Origin of the sequence: Bradyrhizobium zhanjiangense (genome assembly GCF_004114935.1) — a bacterium.
Lineage (GTDB): Bacteria > Pseudomonadota > Alphaproteobacteria > Rhizobiales > Xanthobacteraceae > Bradyrhizobium > Bradyrhizobium zhanjiangense.
The window spans coordinates 5412345-5429173 of the sequence record NZ_CP022221.1 but is presented as its reverse complement, the minus strand read 5'-3'; the positions used below and the strand labels follow the sequence as shown (position 1 = coordinate 5429173).

Annotated in this window: 16 protein-coding genes; 12 read left to right on the top strand and 4 right to left on the bottom strand. The window is 63.3% G+C overall.

Going from position 1 to position 16829, the window contains the following annotated elements:
- Positions 1–421: 421 nt before the first annotated feature.
- Positions 422–2467 carry a DNA topoisomerase IV subunit B gene (gene parE / locus XH85_RS26000; RefSeq protein WP_128934079.1) on the bottom strand — a complete coding sequence of 682 codons (2046 nt, stop codon included), beginning with the start codon at positions 2465–2467 and terminating at the stop codon, positions 422–424.
- A gap of 273 nt (positions 2468–2740) precedes the next feature.
- Between parE and XH85_RS25995 the strand changes: the two genes are divergently transcribed.
- The 5 genes from XH85_RS25995 to XH85_RS25975 all read left to right on the top strand — a co-directional run bounded on the left by XH85_RS25995 (position 2741) and on the right by XH85_RS25975 (position 6898).
- Positions 2741–3271 carry a DedA family protein gene (locus XH85_RS25995; protein ID WP_128934078.1) on the top strand — a complete coding sequence of 177 codons (531 nt, stop codon included), beginning with the start codon at positions 2741–2743 and terminating at the stop codon, positions 3269–3271.
- 227 nt (positions 3272–3498) lie between these two features.
- On the top strand, positions 3499–4164 hold the full coding sequence (locus XH85_RS25990) for an FMN-binding negative transcriptional regulator (protein ID WP_128934077.1): 666 nt from the start codon (positions 3499–3501) through the stop codon (positions 4162–4164).
- Positions 4161–5144, top strand: coding sequence for an N-acetyl-gamma-glutamyl-phosphate reductase (argC, locus tag XH85_RS25985; RefSeq protein ID WP_128934076.1), 984 nt, complete (start codon positions 4161–4163; stop codon positions 5142–5144). Before XH85_RS25990 ends, argC (XH85_RS25985) begins: the two co-directional genes overlap by 4 nt.
- 100 nt (positions 5145–5244) lie before the next feature.
- Positions 5245–6291 (top strand): N-acetyl-gamma-glutamyl-phosphate reductase, encoded by a 1047-nt coding sequence (gene argC / locus XH85_RS25980; protein WP_128934075.1) that lies wholly within the window; start codon positions 5245–5247, stop codon positions 6289–6291.
- A gap of 13 nt (positions 6292–6304) precedes the next feature.
- Entirely contained in the window at positions 6305–6898 is a 594-nt protein-coding gene (locus XH85_RS25975) for a class I SAM-dependent methyltransferase (RefSeq protein ID WP_128934074.1), read from the top strand.
- Between the two features lie 117 nt (positions 6899–7015).
- Here the strand turns inward: XH85_RS25975 and XH85_RS25970 are convergent, their stop codons facing one another.
- Positions 7016–7414 (bottom strand): MAPEG family protein, encoded by a 399-nt coding sequence (locus tag XH85_RS25970; RefSeq protein ID WP_128934073.1) that lies wholly within the window; start codon positions 7412–7414, stop codon positions 7016–7018.
- Positions 7415–7549: 135 nt separating this feature from the next.
- A complete protein-coding gene (locus XH85_RS25965) occupies positions 7550–9370 on the bottom strand; it encodes a PHA/PHB synthase family protein (protein ID WP_128934072.1) in 1821 nt (606 codons plus the stop codon).
- A 254-nt stretch (positions 9371–9624) separates the two neighbouring features.
- Here XH85_RS25965 and XH85_RS25960 point away from each other — a divergent pair, with 254 nt between their 5' ends.
- The 6 genes from XH85_RS25960 to XH85_RS25935 all read left to right on the top strand — a co-directional run bounded on the left by XH85_RS25960 (position 9625) and on the right by XH85_RS25935 (position 15211).
- The gene (locus tag XH85_RS25960; protein WP_128934071.1) at positions 9625–9900 is read left to right on the top strand and encodes a hypothetical protein; all 276 of its coding nucleotides are present in this window, start codon (positions 9625–9627) and stop codon (positions 9898–9900) included.
- A 234-nt stretch (positions 9901–10134) separates the two neighbouring features.
- Complete coding sequence (locus XH85_RS25955) at positions 10135–11355, top strand: LL-diaminopimelate aminotransferase (RefSeq protein WP_128934070.1); 1221 nt, start codon at positions 10135–10137, stop codon at positions 11353–11355.
- Between the two features lie 28 nt (positions 11356–11383).
- A complete protein-coding gene (locus XH85_RS25950) occupies positions 11384–12700 on the top strand; it encodes a homoserine dehydrogenase (protein ID WP_128934069.1) in 1317 nt (438 codons plus the stop codon).
- 161 nt (positions 12701–12861) lie between these two features.
- Positions 12862–13863, top strand: coding sequence for a class II fructose-bisphosphatase (gene glpX / locus XH85_RS25945; protein ID WP_035703675.1), 1002 nt, complete (start codon positions 12862–12864; stop codon positions 13861–13863).
- Between the two features lie 144 nt (positions 13864–14007).
- The gene (locus tag XH85_RS25940; protein ID WP_128934068.1) at positions 14008–14727 is read left to right on the top strand and encodes a haloacid dehalogenase type II; all 720 of its coding nucleotides are present in this window, start codon (positions 14008–14010) and stop codon (positions 14725–14727) included.
- Positions 14728–14794: 67 nt separating this feature from the next.
- The gene (locus XH85_RS25935) at positions 14795–15211 is read left to right on the top strand and encodes an ASCH domain-containing protein (RefSeq protein WP_128934067.1); all 417 of its coding nucleotides are present in this window, start codon (positions 14795–14797) and stop codon (positions 15209–15211) included.
- A gap of 36 nt (positions 15212–15247) precedes the next feature.
- On the opposite strand, the gene XH85_RS25930 is transcribed toward XH85_RS25935, so the two are convergent.
- Entirely contained in the window at positions 15248–15913 is a 666-nt protein-coding gene (locus tag XH85_RS25930) for a GntR family transcriptional regulator (protein WP_128934066.1), read from the bottom strand.
- Positions 15914–16029: 116 nt separating this feature from the next.
- On the opposite strand from XH85_RS25930, the gene XH85_RS25925 reads away from it, so the two are divergent.
- A complete protein-coding gene (locus XH85_RS25925; RefSeq protein ID WP_128934065.1) occupies positions 16030–16824 on the top strand; it encodes an enoyl-CoA hydratase/isomerase family protein in 795 nt (264 codons plus the stop codon).
- Positions 16825–16829 lie beyond the last annotated feature (5 nt).

The window sequence follows — 16829 nt, the reverse complement described above, 5'->3', positions numbered from 1 at the left end:
GGCGCGAGCGCGCTGTAAGTTCGTGTGATCTGATACCCGGACTATAGACGTTTCCGGCCGAAATGCTGTTGCTGGGCAGGCACACTCGCCGGAAAACGCCGATCGGCAGAGATCTGATTTGAGAGGGCTATTTCATAAAATAACTACATTCTATCAATGAGTTGGATGCTGGTGGTGTAAACTTGGAATCTGGCAACCTCTCGTTAACGAAATCGGCTTCGTGCGGAATGGAGGCAATCCTGCCTCAGCTTTGGTTCCCGTGAGTCGTTGGCCGAGTCGCAGTGCGAAGGGTGGGAATCAGCCGCGTCCTGGCGGACCACCGGTAAGGTTGTCGGGGAGGCAGTGTCGTCCTCACAAGCGAAAGGGCCCCGGCGGTCAAACCGGGGCTCTTGATGGGACGCGGCAGCGTGAGGCTGGCGGGTCAGACGTCCAGCAGTTCCTCGCTGGCAAACTCGGCCTTGTCCGAGATGAACGCGAAACGCGCCTCGGCCTTGGTGCCCATCAAGCGTTCCACCGAATCCGCCGTGGTGTCGCGATCGTCGGCAAGCAGCACCACCTTGAGCAGCGTTCGCTTGCTCGGATCCATGGTGGTTTCCTTGAGCTGCGCCGGCATCATCTCGCCGAGGCCCTTGAAGCGGTTCACCTCGACCTTGGCGTTGGCGTTGAATGCGCTCTTGATCAGCTCTTCCTTGTGCTTGTCGTCGCGGGCATAAACCGATTTGGTGCCGTGGGTCAGCTTGTAGAGCGGCGGCACCGCGAGGAAGAGGTGCCCTTCGTCGATCAGCCGCGGCATCTGCCGGTAGAAGAAAGTGATCAGCAGCGAAGCGATATGCGCGCCGTCGACGTCGGCGTCGGTCATGATGATGATGCGCTGGTAGCGCAAATCCTCTTCGCGATAATGCAAGAGCTGGCCGCAGCCGATCGCCTGCACGAGATCGGAGAGCTGGGCGTTGGCCGTCAGCTTGTCCTTGCCGGCGGAGGCGACGTTGAGGATCTTGCCGCGCAACGGCAGCACGGCCTGGGTCTTGCGATCGCGCGCCTGCTTGGCGCTACCGCCGGCCGAGTCGCCCTCGACGATGAAGAGCTCGGAGCCTTCGGTGCCGGCATCGGTGCAGTCGGCGAGCTTGCCAGGCAGACGTAGCTTCTTGCCCGCACTCTTGCGCGCAGTCTCCTTTTCCTGGCGCCGGCGCAACCGCTCCTCGGCGCGATCGATCACGAAGTCGAGCAGCCTGTTGGCCATGTTCGGATTGCCCGACAGCCAATGGTCGAACGGATCCTTCATCGCCTGTTCGACGATGCGCTGCGCTTCTGCCGTGGCGAGGCGGTCCTTGGTCTGGCCCTGGAATTCAGGCTCGCGCACGAACACCGAGAGCATCACGGCGGCGCCGACCATCACGTCTTCGGAGGTGACGGACGCGGCGCGCTTGCCCTGACCGACGCGCTCGGCGTGATCCTTCAGGCCGCGCAGCAGCGCGCTGCGCAAACCCGATTCATGTGTGCCTCCATCGGGCGTCGGCACGGTGTTGGTGTAGGAGGAGAGAAAACCGTCGGCATCGGCGGTCCACGCCACCGCCCATTCGCAGGCGCCATGGGCACCGTTACGGCCGGACTTGCCGGAGAAGATGTCGGGATGCACCAGCGTGTCGGCGTGGATCGCCGCAGCGAGATAGTCCTTGAGACCGCCGGGGAAGTGGAACGTCGCCTCCGCCGGCACGTCCTCGACGCCCTTGAGCAGCTCGGGCGCGCAGTTCCAGCGGATTTCGACGCCGCCGAACAGATACGCCTTCGAGCGCGTCATCTTGAACAGGCGCTGCGGCTTGAACGAGGCCTTGGCGCCGAAAATGTCGGTATCGGGCTTGAAGCGCACGCGCGTGCCGCGGCGGTTGTTGACCTTGCCGAGATCCTCGAGCTTGCCCTTGGGGTGCCCGCGCTCGAACGTCATGCGGTAGAGCTTTTGGCTGCGCGCGACCTCGACCTCGAGGCGCGAGGAGAGGGCGTTCACCACGGAGATGCCGACGCCGTGCAGACCGCCCGAGGTCTCGTAGACCTTGGAGTCGAATTTGCCACCCGAATGCAGCGTGCACATGATGACTTCGAGCGCCGACTTCTTCGGGAATTTCGGATGCGGATCGATCGGGATGCCGCGTCCGTTGTCGGTCACGGTCAGGAACCCGTCCGCGCTCAGATCGACCTCGATGAAGGTCGCGTGCCCGGCCAGCGCCTCGTCCATGGAGTTGTCGATGACTTCGGCGAAGAGGTGATGCAGCGCTTTCTCATCGGTGCCGCCGATATACATGCCGGGTCGGCGCCGCACCGGTTCCAGGCCTTCAAGCACCTCGATGTCGGCCGCCGTGTAATCGGCTTCCCCGTTGCCCCGCGAGGCCGTCTTGGCGGCGGACGCACGGGACTTTGGCTCGTTGGCGCCGAACAGATCGTCTTTCGCTTTGGTTTTCAACTGCTTGGACATATTTCTTGATACGTTTTGAGGGCCGCAGGAGCGGCGAATCGGTTAGGCCGACTATGCCACTTCTGACTCGGAAAGGTTACAGCTCGGCCTGTCGGGCCGTGTGGTTGGGAGCCAATCCCGGCGATTTTACGCCGCAGACCCGCCTGTTCCCGGCAATTTGACGTCCCGGCCGACCTTGGGGCGGGTTTTGTGACTTGATGTCACACAAGTCCTTGGCTTACCAGTCCTTTTCATCGAGCAGCACCTTGAGACAGGGCGGAAGGCTAATCTGGAATGGAGCAGTTTGCGCACGCCCTGGCCGACTTCGTGCGCGCTCACCAGGCTTGGGCGGCGCCGATCGTGTTCCTGCTCGCCTTCGGGGAGTCGCTTGCCTTCATCTCGCTGCTGGTTCCGGCCTGGGGCGCGCTGGTGGGGATCGGTGCGCTGATCGGGGTGAGCGGCATCAGCTTCTTTCCGGTCTGGATCGCTGGCGGCCTTGGCGCGGCGCTGGGTGACTGGGTCTCCTACTGGTTCGGCTACCGCTACAAGGAGAGCGTCGCCCAGATGTGGCCACTCTCGCGCTATCCGGAGCTCCTGCCCAAGGGCGAGGTCTTCGTGCGGAGCTGGGGCGTGCCCAGCATCTTCATCGGCCGCTTTTTCGGCCCCTTGCGCGCCTCGGTGCCGCTCGCAGCCGGCATCTTCGAGATGCCTTATTGGAGCTTCCAGATCGCCAATTTCGTCTCGGCACTGGTCTGGTCCGCGGCGCTGCTGCTGTTCGGCGACGTGATCGCGAAGCTGATGGAATGGATCTGGCGCCTCCTCTGAGGCCGTGAAACCTTGACGGGAACCGGATCTGGCCTTATAGCCGCGCGCCATGATCAACGCTGCGACCATTCTGTTCGCCCGTCGCCGCCGCCGCTCTTTAGCGGTTTGGGCGGTCGATCGCGTTTGAGATCATCGTCTTTGCCGCTGGATCCGGTCCGCGGCATTTTCTCTCCTGTCAGCGCGATCTGATCCGGCGGCTTCCCAAGGAGGCCCAGCAGGAGACCACGATGTACACGCCACCCTTTTTCAAGCAGGACCGCGCCGCGAGCCTGAAATTCGCCGAGGAGCGCGGCTTCGGCACCATGTGCGCCTTCGATGGTCGCAAGCCGGTCGCGTCCCCGCTGCCGTTCTATCTGACCTATGCCGCTGACGGCACGCCGCAGGCCGCCTTTCATGTCGCCCGTCACAATCCGCTGCTAAAGCTTGCGGGCGGTGATGCGTCCTGGCTGCTCGCGGTCAATGGTCCCGATGCCTATGTATCGCCGGACTGGTACGTCTCGCCCGATCAGGTGCCGACCTGGCTCTACCAGTCGGTGCATCTGAGCGGGCCGGTGCGGCTGCTATCGGACGACGAACTGGCGCTGCAGATCGACACGCTCAGCGACAAGTTCGAGAACTGGTTGCTGCCGAAAAAGCCGTGGACATCAGGCAAGATGACGGCGGGCCGGCTCGAGACAATGAAGAAGGCGATCGTGGGTCTGGTGATGACGGTTGAGGAGGTCGAAGGCAGCTTCAAGCTGAACCAGCACAAATCGGACGCCGACTATACGGCGATCGCCAATGCGCTTGGCGCCGGCGATGCCGATGCGAAGCAGATCGCACATTTGATGCGGCAGGCCCGGCCGCAAGCTTTTGCAAACGATACGAACATGCTCGAAGGGAGCGCGCCATGAGCCTCGCTGACACCACCAAAGCCCCGACCACCAGCGCGGCGAAGAAGCCCGCAACCGTCTTCGTCGACGGCGGCTCCGGCACCACCGGGCTCGGCATCAACGAGCGGCTGAAGCTCCAGGGCGACGTCGCGGTGAAGACCATCGCCGACGACAAGCGCAAGGACCCCGCGGCCAAGAAGGCGCTGATGGAGGAGGTGGATCTCGTCATCCTCTGCCTGCCCGACGATGCCGCCAGGGAGACGGTCGCTCTCGTCGACAGCATGGGCGCCTCCGCACCGAAGGTGCTGGACGCCTCCACCGCCTATCGGGTCGCGCCCGACTGGGCCTATGGCTTCCCCGAGCTGACGCCGGATCAGGCCGGCAAGATCAACGCCGCGAAAAAGGTCTCCAATCCCGGCTGCTATCCGACCGGCGCGATCGCGCTATTGCGGCCGATCGTCGATGCCGGCCTGCTGCCGCAGGATTATCCCGTCACCGTCAATGCCGTGAGTGGCTATTCCGGCGGCGGCAAATCGATGATCGCGAGCTTCGAAGACGGCAGTGCGCCGTCCTTCGAGCTCTACGGTCTCGGCTTCGAGCACAAGCATCTGCCGGAGATGCAACTCTATTCGAACCTGACGCGGCGGCCGATCTTCATTCCCTCGGTTGGCAACTACCGGCAGGGCATGCTGGTCTCGGTGCCGCTCCAGCTCGACACGCTGCCGGGCAAGCCTGGCGGTGCCGACCTTCAGGCCGCGCTGGCCAAGCGGTATGCCGATTCAAAATACGTCAAGGTGATGCCGCTGCAGAACGAGGCGACCAAGGGCGGCCGGCTCGAGCCGGAGGCGCTCAACGAAACCAACACGCTCGAGCTCTACGTCTTCGCCAGCGACAAATATCACCAGGCGGTGCTGGTCGCGCGGCTCGACAATCTCGGCAAAGGTGCATCAGGCGCGGCCGTGCAGAACATGCGCCTGATGCTGGGACTGCCGGAGGAGTAGCTGATCGAGCGTTGCTCGCGAGGCCAGTCTGGTGGACGAAGCGACGCTGCAACTTTCTACCCCGGCAAGACAATCGAATGACGCCTGAAAGGTACGCGTGATGAGCTCGAAGAAGATCGGCATTCTCGGCGCCTCTGGTTACACCGGGGCCGATGCGGTGCGCCTGTTGGCGCGGCATCCGAATGCCGAGATCGTCGCGCTCACCGCCAACACCCACGCCGGCAAGTCGATGGGGGACGTGTTTCCTCATTTCTTTATGCTGGACCTGCCGAAACTCGTGGAATGGGAAAAGGTCGACTGGAGCAAGCTCGACGCGGTGTTCTGTGGGCTGCCGCACGGCACCACGCAGGAAATCATCGCCGCGGTCCTCGAGGCAAATCCCAAAATCAAGGTCCTCGACATGTCCGCCGATTTCAGGCTGCGGGACAAGAACACCTATGCGCAATGGTACGGCCATGAGCACCGGGCGCTCGAACTACAAGGCGAAGCGGTCTATGGTCTCACCGAATTCTATCGCGAGAAGATCGCGTCGGCGCGGCTGGTCGCCTGTCCCGGCTGCTATCCAACTGCTGCGCTGCTCGCGCTGGTGCCGCTTGCGAAAGCAAAACTGATCGACGTCGATGACCTCGTGATCGACGCGAAATCGGGCGTCACCGGCGCCGGCCGCGGGCTGAAACAGAGCACGCTGTTCAGCGAGGTGGGTGAGGGGCTGTCACCTTACTCGGTAGGCACGCACCGGCATGCGCCCGAGATCGAACAGGAGATCGGGGTTGCCGCTGGCCACGCTGTGACCGTCAACTTCACCCCACATCTCATTCCGATGGCGCGGGGCGAGCTTTGTACGTCCTACGTCAAGCTCAACGGCGCGACGCCGGACGATTTGCGAACAGCGCTGGAGAAGGCCTACGGCAACGAGCCGTTCGTCCATGTCGCAAACAAGGGCGTGATGCCACAGACCCAGAACGTGCGCGGTTCGAACTACGTGCAGATCGGCGTATTCCCGGACCGCATCAAGAACCGGGCTATCGTGATCTCGGTGCTCGACAATCTGGTGAAGGGGTCGGCAGGACAGGCGATCCAGAACATGAACCTGATGTTCGGCTTCCCCGAGACTGCGGGCCTGGAGCAGATCGCGCTGTTTCCGTAAGTGGGATGTAGTCATGGACGAAACCACGCTGCAATTCTATCGGAGTAACGCCCAGTCCTATGCGGACTGGGCGAAAGCGCCGTCGACGCGGCTGCCGGGCTTTCTCGCCTTGCTGCCGCGAGGGGGCGCAATCCTCGAACTCGGCTGCGGCGCCGGCAATCATGCGGCGGTGATGCTGGCGGAAGGTTTTTCGCTGTGCGCCACCGACGGCTCGCCCGAAATGGCGAAGATCGCGTCGCAGCGGCTGGGGCATCCCGTCGAGGCGATGCGCTTTGACGAACTCGACGCGCAACAGGCCTATGACGGCGTCTGGGCGAGCGCCTGTCTGCTGCACGTCCCGCGCGACGAGCTCGCCGGAATCCTCAAGCGGATCCATCGCGCGCTCAAGCCGTCAGGTGTGTTTTACGCCAGCTACAAGATGGGTGAGGGTGACGGCCGCGACAGCCTCGGCCGCTACTACAGCTATGTGTCGCCCGAGTGGCTCGAGGCGGCCTACGCCAGCGCGGGGCCGTGGATCACGCTGTCATCCGACACCAACGTGATCCAGAGCTTCGATGAAACGCCAGCCAACATGCTCAATTTCGTCGTTCGCAAGCCGGTGGCTTGATCCATCGGAAGTCTTGAAAGCTGCCGGCGCCAGCTAAGCGGCGATCCATTCGAGAAGGGCGTTCTGCGCGTGCAGAAGGTACGCCTTCGCTATGCATGAGCCCGCATCCGGGCGAACTTAAACCCCCCCGAAGATCGCCAGCGCCAGCACGGCCTGGGCGAGGAAGCCGACGGTGAAGGCGAGCGTGCGGAACACCGGGATCCCGAGCGCGTAGACGATCAGATGCGCGACGCGGGACCAGAAATAGACGGTGCAGGCGAGCACGGTCCATTTGGTGGAATAATCGATCGCATTCAGGATCAGCACTAGCGGCGCGAAGATCACGAGATTCTCGACCGCGTTGTCGTGCGCGAACATCAGCCGGGTGGCCCATTCGGCCTGCGGCTTGTCACTGCGCGAGGGGTTGGCCATAGCCCCGGAAAGACCGCGGACCTGGCAGCGGTTGATGATGTAGGGGATCCAGAGGATACCGGTCAGGATCACCGTCAGTGTCAGCCAGAACAATTCGCGCGTCATAGTTCGGTCCCCTCTGTCGTCACGGTGGTGAGAGCGAGTCTATACGAAAGCGCGCAAGATTGCGCCATGCGCAAGGATGCCTTGTTTGCGCATGACGCTTTCGGAAAACCGCTTCGCACTTTTCCGGATCATGCGCTATGCGCGGACCGTGACATAGCTACCGGGCGCGTCTTCGATCGGGGGCAGGGCGTCGCTGCCGACCGTGCGCGCCGGGACCTCCTCCGGATCGAGTGCACCCAGCCATTGCCGCCAGTCCGGCCACCACGAGCCCTTGTGCTCGACGGCGCCCTTCATCCATTGCGCGACGTTGACGTCCTTGATGTTGTCGTTGGTCCAGTACTGATATTTGTTCGAGGCCGGCGGATTGACCACGCCGGCGATGTGGCCGGAGCCCGACAGCACATATTTCACCGGGCCGCCGAAGAACTGCGAGCCGTACAGCACCGATTCCGCCGGCGCGATGTGGTCCTCGCGGGTGGCGAGGTTGTAGACCGGGACCTTGACCTTGGAGAGATCGAGCAGGGTGTTGTCGAGCACCATCGTGCCGGTCGACAGCCGGTTCTCCAGATAGCAGTTGCGCAAATAATAGGAATGGTTCGACGCGGTCATGCGCGTCGCATCGGAATTCCAGTGCAACAGGTCGAACGCGCTCGGCTGCTGGCCCTTCAAATAGTTGCTGACGACGTAGGACCAGATCAGATCGTTGGAGCGCAGCATGTTGAAGGCCATCGCCATCTTCGAGCCTTCGAGCACGCCGGCCGTCTTCATGTCGTGCTCGAGCGCTGCGATCTGCTCCTCGTCGACGAACACGAGGAGATCGCCGGCGTGGGTGAAGTCGACCTGGGCCGCGAAGAACGTCGCCGATGCAACGCGCTGGCGGCGTTTCTCGGCGAGCCAGGCCAGCGTGGTCGCGAGCATCGTGCCGCCGACGCAATAGCCGGCGGTGTGGACCTTCATCTCACCGGTGACCCTCTCGATCACGTCCATCGCCGTGAGCGGGCCTTCCTTCATGTAGTCTTCCCAGCCCTTGTTGCCGAGCCGCTTGTCGGGATTGACCCATGAGATCACGAATACGGTGATGCCCTGGTCGACGCACCACTTGATGTAGGATTTCTCCGGCTTGAGATCGAGGATGTAGAATTTGTTGATCCAGGGCGGCACGATCAGGAGTGGGGTGCGCAGCACCTTCTCCGTGGTCGGCGAATACTGGATCAGCTGCATCATCTCGTTCTGGTAGATCACCTTGCCCGGCGTCGTCGCCATGTTGACGCCGACGACGAGATTGTCCGGATTGGACTGGCGGATCTTCAGCATGCCCTTGCCGGCCGCGATGTCCTCGGCCAGCATCTTGAGGCCGCGCGCGAGGTTCTCGCCGCTGGACGCCACCGTCTCGCGCAGCACCTCCGGATTGGTCAGCACGAAGTTCGATGGCGAAAGCGCGTTGGTGACCTGCTGGACGTAGAAGTCGGCCTTGCGGCGGGTGTGCGGATCGAGCCCTTCGGCGTCGCGCACCAGCTCCTGCGCCCATTTGGTCGTGAGCAGATAGAGCTGCATCACGAAATCGAAGAACTGGTTCGACTTCCATTCCGGATCGGCAAAGCGCTTGTCGCGCGGCGAGGGCGCGATCGCGGGCGGGGCGTCCTGGCCAGCCATGCGGCGGACCGCCGAGCCCCAGAGGTCGAGATAGTCCTTGGCGAGCTTGGTCTGGAGATCGGAGGAGCGGGACGTGTCCGACAGCCAGTATTCGGCGACCGAGGTGAAGGTCTTGACGACCTCGGCAAGCTCGGCCGGGGGGCGATCCTGCACCTCGCCGCTCTCGCGTGGTTTGAGGTAGGCAGCGAGCGCCTTGCCACCACTCTCCATCGCCCGCGCGACATTCATCGCGAAGGCTTCGGCATCGAACTTCGTCTCGAACGTGTTGCCGGATTTGGGCGTGTCGGTTGTGATGGTACTCATGCGCAGAACAGTAACGATTCATTCCGTATTCGTCACCGCGAAGCTCGCATCTTTGGCGTTAAACACTCTCGAAGATGTGCTGCAGTGCGACAAATTTTCTTGGTTTCGTCACAATCGAGCCGCACCGCTCGGCTTGGTAGTGCCGGGCTATTTTCTCGCTTACACCATTTGGGCAGCAATGGTTTGAGCTTGGGCACGGTCTTGGGTAAGGTTCGCCCGGGGCCGTGCTTTGGGACGAGTAGGGGATTTCCCAAGTGTTGGCGTTATGGGACCTGCAAAAGACGCTGCCGATCCGCGGCGCGCTGTTGATCGCGGCGCTCGCCCTCGGCGGCTGCTCGAGCCAGCTCGCGGATATGACACCTGCGGATGCGCAGGCGCATCCCAAGGAGCCCGGCAGCTATCTGCCGGTGCATGATCTGCCGCCGGATCGCGATCAGGCGATTATCCCGCCGGACCAGCGCGCCAAGATCGAGGCCGAGCTTGCCGCGGCGCGCGATCGTCAGGCCGTGGCCGCCAAGGACGCCAAGTGAGCAAGCAAGTGAGCAAGTGAGACGGTGCAAGGTAATCGCTGGCGCCCCCGTCTTGCCGTGCTAAAAGACCTCAGTTCAGCCGAGAGTCAGGGCGAACGACTTCAGTCGCCATTGTCGATGATTGCTCTAAGTATTTGATTTTGAGTAATTTTCGCGAGGGGCTGGGCGCGTTTCCGAACGGCCGTTGTGGCCTGTCGATTCTGTCCTGACCGGTTGCCCGGAGCCCAGAGAGCCATGGAAGAATTTTACCGCATCCGCCGCCTGCCGCCTTACGTGTTCGAACAGGTCAACCGGGCCAAGGCGGCCGCGCGGAATGCCGGCGCCGACATCATCGACCTCGGCATGGGCAATCCGGACCTGCCGGCCCCGCCGCATGTGCTCGAGAAGCTCAAGGAGACGCTCGGCAAGCCTCGCACCGATCGCTACTCGGCCTCCCGCGGCATCCCGGGGCTGCGCCGGGCTCAGGCCGCCTATTATGACCGCCGCTTCGGCGTGAAGCTCAACCCCGACACCCAGGTCGTAGCGACGCTCGGCTCCAAGGAAGGCTTTGCCAACGTGGCGCAGGCCATCACCGCGCCGGGCGACGTCATCCTCTGTCCGAACCCGAGCTATCCGATTCACGCCTTCGGCTTTTTGATGGCGGGCGGCGTGATCCGCTCGGTACCTTCCGAGCCGACGCCACAATTCTTCGAGGCGGCGGAGCGGGCGATCATCCATTCGATCCCCAAGCCGCTGGCGCTCGTCGTCTGCTATCCCTCGAACCCGACCGCCTATGTCGCGAGCCTCGACTTCTACAAGGATCTCGTCGCGTTCGCGAAGAAGCACGAGATCCTGATCCTGTCCGATCTCGCTTATGCCGAGGTCTATTTCGACGAGAGCAACCCGCCGCCCTCGGTGCTCCAGGTGCCCGGCGCGATGGACGTCACCGTCGAGTTCACCTCGATGTCGAAGACCTATTCGATGGCCGGCTGGCGCATGGGTTTTGCGGTCGGCAATGAGCGCGTGATCGCGGCACTCGCCCGCGTCAAATCCTATCTCGACTACGGCGCGTTCACGCCGGTGCAGGTCGCCGCGACCGCGGCGCTGAATGGCCCCGACGATTGCATCAAGGAGATGCGCGACACCTACCGCAAGCGCCGCGACGCGCTGGTGGAATCGTTCGGCCGCGCCGGCTGGGAGATTCCGCCGCCGGAGGCCTCGATGTTCGCCTGGGTGCCGCTGCCGGAGGCCTTCCGCAGCGTCGGCAGCATGCAGTTCGCGACCCTGATGGTGGAGAAATCCGGCGTCGCGGTCTCGCCCGGCGTCGGCTTCGGCGAGCATGGTGAAGGATATGTCCGCATCGCCATGGTGGAAAACGAGCAACGGATCAGGCAGGCCGCGCGCGGCGTGCGCCGCTTCCTTGAAAGCGGCATCGAAACGTTGCACAACGTCGTTCCGCTCGCCAACCGGCGCTAGTTCTCTTCTGCAGGTTTTCTGAAGTATCATGGTCGCACCCCTAAAAGTGGGCATAGCGGGGCTCGGCACCGTGGGTGCCGAAGTCGTCCGTTTGATCGAAACGCAAGCGCGCGTGCTCACCGGGCGCAGCGGTCGGGGCATCCGCGTCGTTGCCGTCACCGCGCGCTCGAAGGCGAAGAAGCGCGACGTCGACCTGCGCGGCGTCGAATGGGCGAAGGATCCGATGGCCCTTGCCACCCATCCCGAGGTCGATTGCTTCGTCGAGCTGATGGGCGGCGCCGGTGATCCCGCGCTGTCGGCGGTCGAAACCGCGCTCAATGCCGGCAAGTCGGTTGTCACCGCCAACAAGGCGCTGCTCGCCAAGCACGGCCTCAAGCTCGCCAAGGCGGCTGAAAAGCACGGCGGCGCGCTGAATTTCGAGGCAGCGGTCGGCGCCGCGATCCCTGTCATCAAGACGTTACGTGAAGGTCTTGCCGGAACCGGCATCAACCGCGTCTATGGCATCCTCAACGGCACCTGCAACTACATCCTGACCCGGATGGAGCAGGAGGGGCTGTCCTTTGCCGAATGCCTGAAGGACGCGCAGCGGCTCGGCTATGCCGAGGCCGATCCGTCCTTCGACGTCGACGGCCACGACACCGCGCAAAAACTCGCCATTCTCGCCAGCCTCGCTTTCGGCACAAAAGTTGCTCAAAGCGCAGTGTATGTCGAAGGCATCTCATCCATCGCGCCGGAAGATCTCCGTGCGGCGGCCGATCTCGGTTACCGCGTCAAGCTGCTCGGCGTTGCGGTTCGCACCGGCAAGGGCATCGAGCAGCGCGTGCATCCGACCATGGTGCCAAAATCCTCCTCGATCGCGCAGGTGATGGGTGTCACCAATGCAGTCACGATCGACGGCGAGGGGATTCCGCCGATCACGCTGGTCGGCCCCGGCGCAGGCGGCGCCGCGACCGCGTCCGCCGTGGTCGCCGACATCGCCGATGTTGCGCGCGGCATCCGCGCCAATCCGTTCGGCCGGCCGATTGCGCAACTGCACGACACCAAGAAGGCGCCGATGGAGCGGCATGAGGGCGGTTATTACATCCGCCTGCTCGCGCGCGATTTCCCGGGTACAGCGGCCGCGATCGCGACCCGGCTTGCAGAACAGAAGATTTCGATCGAGTCGATCGTGCAGCGTCATCCCAATGGCGGCGCTGCGCCCAGCGACGGCAAGGCGGTGCCCGTGCCGGTCATCCTGATCACCTATGCGACCCATGAAGACGCCGTGCGCCGCGCGCTCGCCGCCGTTCAGCACGACAAGGTGATCAGCGGACGGCCGCAGGTAATCCGGATCGAGAAGAACTAGAGCATGATCCGGACCCGGAAGGCCGCGTTAGCGCAACGCATGTGGCGGTTTTCCGGAAAAGAGATCATGCTCAAGCGGAGAGGACGGTTCGAACGAACCGTGGGCGTTGCGAGTTGATGCGGACACGGGTGTCCGCCGAGCCGTTTTAAAGGAGTGAGCCAATGTCGACCCATATTTCAGTCCCGCCGCAAGCGTTGCTCGAGCGCATTCTCACGCTGGAGATCGTGCGGGTGACGGAGCGGGCGGCGGTGTCCTCGGCGCGGCTGCGCGGTCACGGCAACGAGAAGCAGGCTGATCAGGCCGCTGTGGACGCCATGCGCCGCGAGCTCAACAAGCTCCCGATCGAAGGCACCATCGTGATCGGCGAAGGCGAGCGCGACGAGGCGCCGATGCTCTTCATCGGTGAGAAGGTCGGCATGAATGCCGGTCCCCAGGTCGATATCGCGGTCGACCCGCTCGAAGGCACCACGCTTTGCGCCAAGAACATGCCGGGTGCGATCGCGACCATGGCGATGGCCGATGGCGGCACCCTGCTGCACGCCCCCGACGTCTACATGCAGAAGCTCGCGATCGGGCCAGGCTACGACAAGGGCGTCGTCGATCTCGATGCTTCGCCCGCCGACAACGTCCGCCGCCTCGCCAAGGCCAAGGGCGTCAAGCCGGAAGGCATCACCGTTCTTGTGCTCGACCGTCCGCGCCATGCCGATATCATCGCGAGCGTGCGCTCGACCGGCGCGGCCGTGCGCCTCATCACAGACGGCGACGTCGCCGGCGTGATCCACTGCGCCGACCCCGACAACACCGGCGTCGACATGTATCTCGGCACCGGCGGTGCGCCGGAAGGCGTGCTCGCCGCCGTGGCGCTGCGCTGCATCGGTGGCCAGATGCAGTGCCGCCTGATCCTCGACTCCGAGGAGAAGCGCGAGCGCGCCGCCAAGATGGGTGTCAACGATCCCAAGATGATCTACGGCATCGAGGACATGGCGCGCGGCGACTGCCTGTTCGCCGCCACCGGCGTCACCACGGGCTCGCTGCTGTCGGGCGTCAAGTTCCGCAAGGATGGCGTGATCGAGACCGAAACGGTAGTGATGCGCTCCGTCACCGGCACCGTGCGCTACATCAAGGCCGAGCACCGCGAGCTGGCGAAGTTCCATTTGGATTGATGCTCCTGTCATTCCGGGGCGACGGGACCGCGCAACGCGCGGCCCGGAGAGCCCGGAATCCATAGGGCGCAGAGTTCGAGGTGCAATGGATTCCGGGTGCCCCATGGGCCACCGGAATGACGATAAGAACAAGGGGAAGCGCCCATGTCCGATCTCTCCGCCGTCAAAGCCCTCGTCTTCGACGTGTTCGGCACCGTGGTCGACTGGCGCACTAGCCTCATCACCGATTTCATGTGGTGGAGCAGGCAGCGCGGCATCAGCGCCGACTGGACCGCTTTGGTCGACGGCTGGCGCGGCATGTACATGGCCTCGATGGATGACGTGCGCAAACATCCCGGGCGCGGCTATGTCATGTTGGATGATCTGCACCGCCGCTCGCTGGAAAAGCTGGTCGATCAATTCTCGATCAAGGGCCTCACCGAAGCCGATCTCGACTATCTCACCAAAGGCTGGCATCGTCTCAATCCCTGGCCCGATAGCGTCGCCGGCCTCACGCGGCTCAAATCGAAATTCGTGATCTCGCCGCTGTCGAACGGCAATGTCGCGCTGCTCACCAACATGGCGAAGTTTGCAGGGCTGCCGTGGGACCTCATCATGTCGGCCGAGCTGTTCGAGCACTACAAGCCCGATCCGGAAACCTATCTCGGCGCCGCGCGCCTGCTCTGTCTCAAGCCGGAAGAGGTGATGATGGTCGCTGCCCACAACGGCGATCTCGCGGCCGCGCAGAAGAACGGGCTGAAGACCGCCTTCGTGGCGCGGCCGACCGAATACGGTCCGCTTCAGAAGGTCGATTTCGAGGCCACCGGCAACTGGGACATCATCGCCAAGGATTTTGGCGGGATCGCCGATAAGCTGGGCTGTTAGGCCGTGTCTTCATGACCCAGTAAAGTCTGCTCGCGCACGACGAGGGGACGTGAAGGCCTGAAGACCTATGAGCAAACCGATTCCCGAGCGCTATCGGAACCTCCGGACGTTTGTGTTCGGGGACAGCCCCGCATTCGCAGATGAATTGATCGAACTCGTTATCAAGGGCATCAAGACCGCGACGTGCAGCACCGAAGACGAGCCGAACACGTCCACGCCCGGTGAGCGCTGGGTCGTGCTCGACGGGCGAGGAGAGGCGCGCTGCGTCATCGAATCCATCGACGTAACATATCGGCGCTTCAATGAGGTCGACGCAGCTTTTGCATATGATGAGGGTGAAGGTGACCGGAGCCTGGCCTATTGGCGCCGCGCCCATCAGGCGTATTTCGGTAGGCTTGGACGATATAGCGACGACATGATGCTGATGTGCGAGCGCTTTCGCCTCGTCGAGGTCTTTGGCGATGTTTCACGCCAGGATCCATAGCATCGGCGGTCGATGTTAGAAGTTCAGGGCCACGCCTCACGCGATGCGCAGTGTGAGGTCGTTTCCCTCCCTTTCGGCAAAGCCCGCCTGCAAAACCTCTTCGCGCTTGTGCCGTAGATGCGCACGCAGGATGTGGGCGAGGCCGGCGCCGTCGCGCCTTTGCAGCGCGTTCAGGATAGCATCATGCTCCTTCACGGCGAGCGCCCAGCGCTGCGGCGTCATCGGCGTGACGTAGCGCGCGCGGCGGATGCGCGCGGTCACAGACGTGTAAAGCCCCGCGAGCACCGGGTTTCCGGCAGCATTGACGATGGCTTCGTGAATGGCGCGGTTGCCGCGATAGTACTGGATCAGATCACCCTCGCGATAATGCTGCACCATGGCGGCATGCGCGGCCGCGATCGCGTCGATCTCGGCGTCGGTGATGCGCTCGCAGGCGAGCTCGCCGGCGAGGGCCTCTAAGCCCTGGCAGACCTCGAATAGGTCGCGCATGTCCTTGTCGGTCAGCTTCGCCGCCCGCGACCCGCGATGCGGCAGCAGCTGCACGAGGCCTTCGGCGGCCAGCACCTTGAGCGCCTCGCGCAGCGGCGTGCGCGAGATTTCGAGCCGTTCGCACAGCTCGCGCTCGGGAATCCGCGCGCCGGGCGGGATTTCACCGTCGAGGAGGATGGCGCGGATGCGGCCGACGACTTCTTCATGAAGCATGGGTCTGAACTCAATTTGCATTCAAAAATGGACTCACGTGCGGATATTTGCAAGTTCCTGCTTGAAAATTCCAAATTTTGCATTCAAAAATGCAAAAAACAGAAAGGCATGAGGAAATGGACCTGCAAATGGAGGCAGAAGCCCTCGTCTTCGAACGCCAGGACGGCATTGGACGGATCACCTTCAACCGTCCGCAGGCCCGCAACGCCTTCACCTTCGCGATGTACGAGCGGCTCGCCGCGATCTGCGAGGAGGCCAACCGCGACCAAGCGATCAAGGTGCTGGTGCTGCGCGGGGCCGGCGACAAGGCCTTTGCGTCCGGTACCGACATCAACCAGTTCCGCGAGTTCAAGACACCGCAGGACGCCATCGACTACGAGAACCGCATTGATCGGGTGCTGACCACGCTGGAGCAGTGCCGGGTGCCGACGATCGCGGCGATCAACGGGTTCTGTACCGGAGGCGGGGCGGGCATCGCCGCAGCCTGCGATCTCCGCATCGGCACCAAGAGCGCCAAAATCGGTTTCCCCATCGCCCGGACGCTCGGCAATTGCCTGTCGATGTCCAATGTCAGCCGTCTCACCGCGCTCATCGGCGCCGCGCGCGTCAAGGATCTGATCTTCACCGCACGTCTTGTCGAAGCCGGGGAGGCTGCAAATGTCGGGCTGCTTGGCGAAGTCGTCGAGGATATTGCCGCGCTCGAGCAGCGCACTGAGGAGGTCGCCCGGCTCGTCGCCAGTCATGCACCGTTGACGCTGAACGCGACCAAGCAGGCTGTGGCGCGCCTGCAACGGCGGCTGACGCGTGACGAGGGCGAAGATCTCATCCTGATGTGCTACACGAGCCAGGACTTTCGCGAAGGGCTCGATGCTTTCCTCAACAAGCGCGCCCCGCAATGGCGCGGCCAATAGGAACG

Excerpts from the sequence above, each read along its gene's own strand:
- parE (WP_128934079.1), bottom strand. The coding sequence starts at position 2,467 with ATGTCCAAGCAGTTGAAAACCAAAGCGAAAGACGATCTGTTCGGCGCC.
- XH85_RS25995 (WP_128934078.1), top strand. The coding sequence starts at position 2,741 with ATGGAGCAGTTTGCGCACGCCCTGGCCGACTTCGTGCGCGCTCACCAG.
- XH85_RS25990 (WP_128934077.1), top strand. The coding sequence starts at position 3,499 with ATGTACACGCCACCCTTTTTCAAGCAGGACCGCGCCGCGAGCCTGAAA.
- argC (WP_128934076.1), top strand. The coding sequence starts at position 4,161 with ATGAGCCTCGCTGACACCACCAAAGCCCCGACCACCAGCGCGGCGAAG.
- argC (WP_128934075.1), top strand. The coding sequence starts at position 5,245 with ATGAGCTCGAAGAAGATCGGCATTCTCGGCGCCTCTGGTTACACCGGG.
- XH85_RS25975 (WP_128934074.1), top strand. The coding sequence starts at position 6,305 with ATGGACGAAACCACGCTGCAATTCTATCGGAGTAACGCCCAGTCCTAT.
- XH85_RS25970 (WP_128934073.1), bottom strand. The coding sequence starts at position 7,414 with ATGACGCGCGAATTGTTCTGGCTGACACTGACGGTGATCCTGACCGGT.
- XH85_RS25965 (WP_128934072.1), bottom strand. The coding sequence starts at position 9,370 with ATGAGTACCATCACAACCGACACGCCCAAATCCGGCAACACGTTCGAG.
- XH85_RS25955 (WP_128934070.1), top strand. The coding sequence starts at position 10,135 with ATGGAAGAATTTTACCGCATCCGCCGCCTGCCGCCTTACGTGTTCGAA.
- XH85_RS25950 (WP_128934069.1), top strand. The coding sequence starts at position 11,384 with ATGGTCGCACCCCTAAAAGTGGGCATAGCGGGGCTCGGCACCGTGGGT.
- glpX (WP_035703675.1), top strand. The coding sequence starts at position 12,862 with ATGTCGACCCATATTTCAGTCCCGCCGCAAGCGTTGCTCGAGCGCATT.
- XH85_RS25940 (WP_128934068.1), top strand. The coding sequence starts at position 14,008 with ATGTCCGATCTCTCCGCCGTCAAAGCCCTCGTCTTCGACGTGTTCGGC.
- XH85_RS25935 (WP_128934067.1), top strand. The coding sequence starts at position 14,795 with ATGAGCAAACCGATTCCCGAGCGCTATCGGAACCTCCGGACGTTTGTG.
- XH85_RS25930 (WP_128934066.1), bottom strand. The coding sequence starts at position 15,913 with ATGCTTCATGAAGAAGTCGTCGGCCGCATCCGCGCCATCCTCCTCGAC.
- XH85_RS25925 (WP_128934065.1), top strand. The coding sequence starts at position 16,030 with ATGGACCTGCAAATGGAGGCAGAAGCCCTCGTCTTCGAACGCCAGGAC.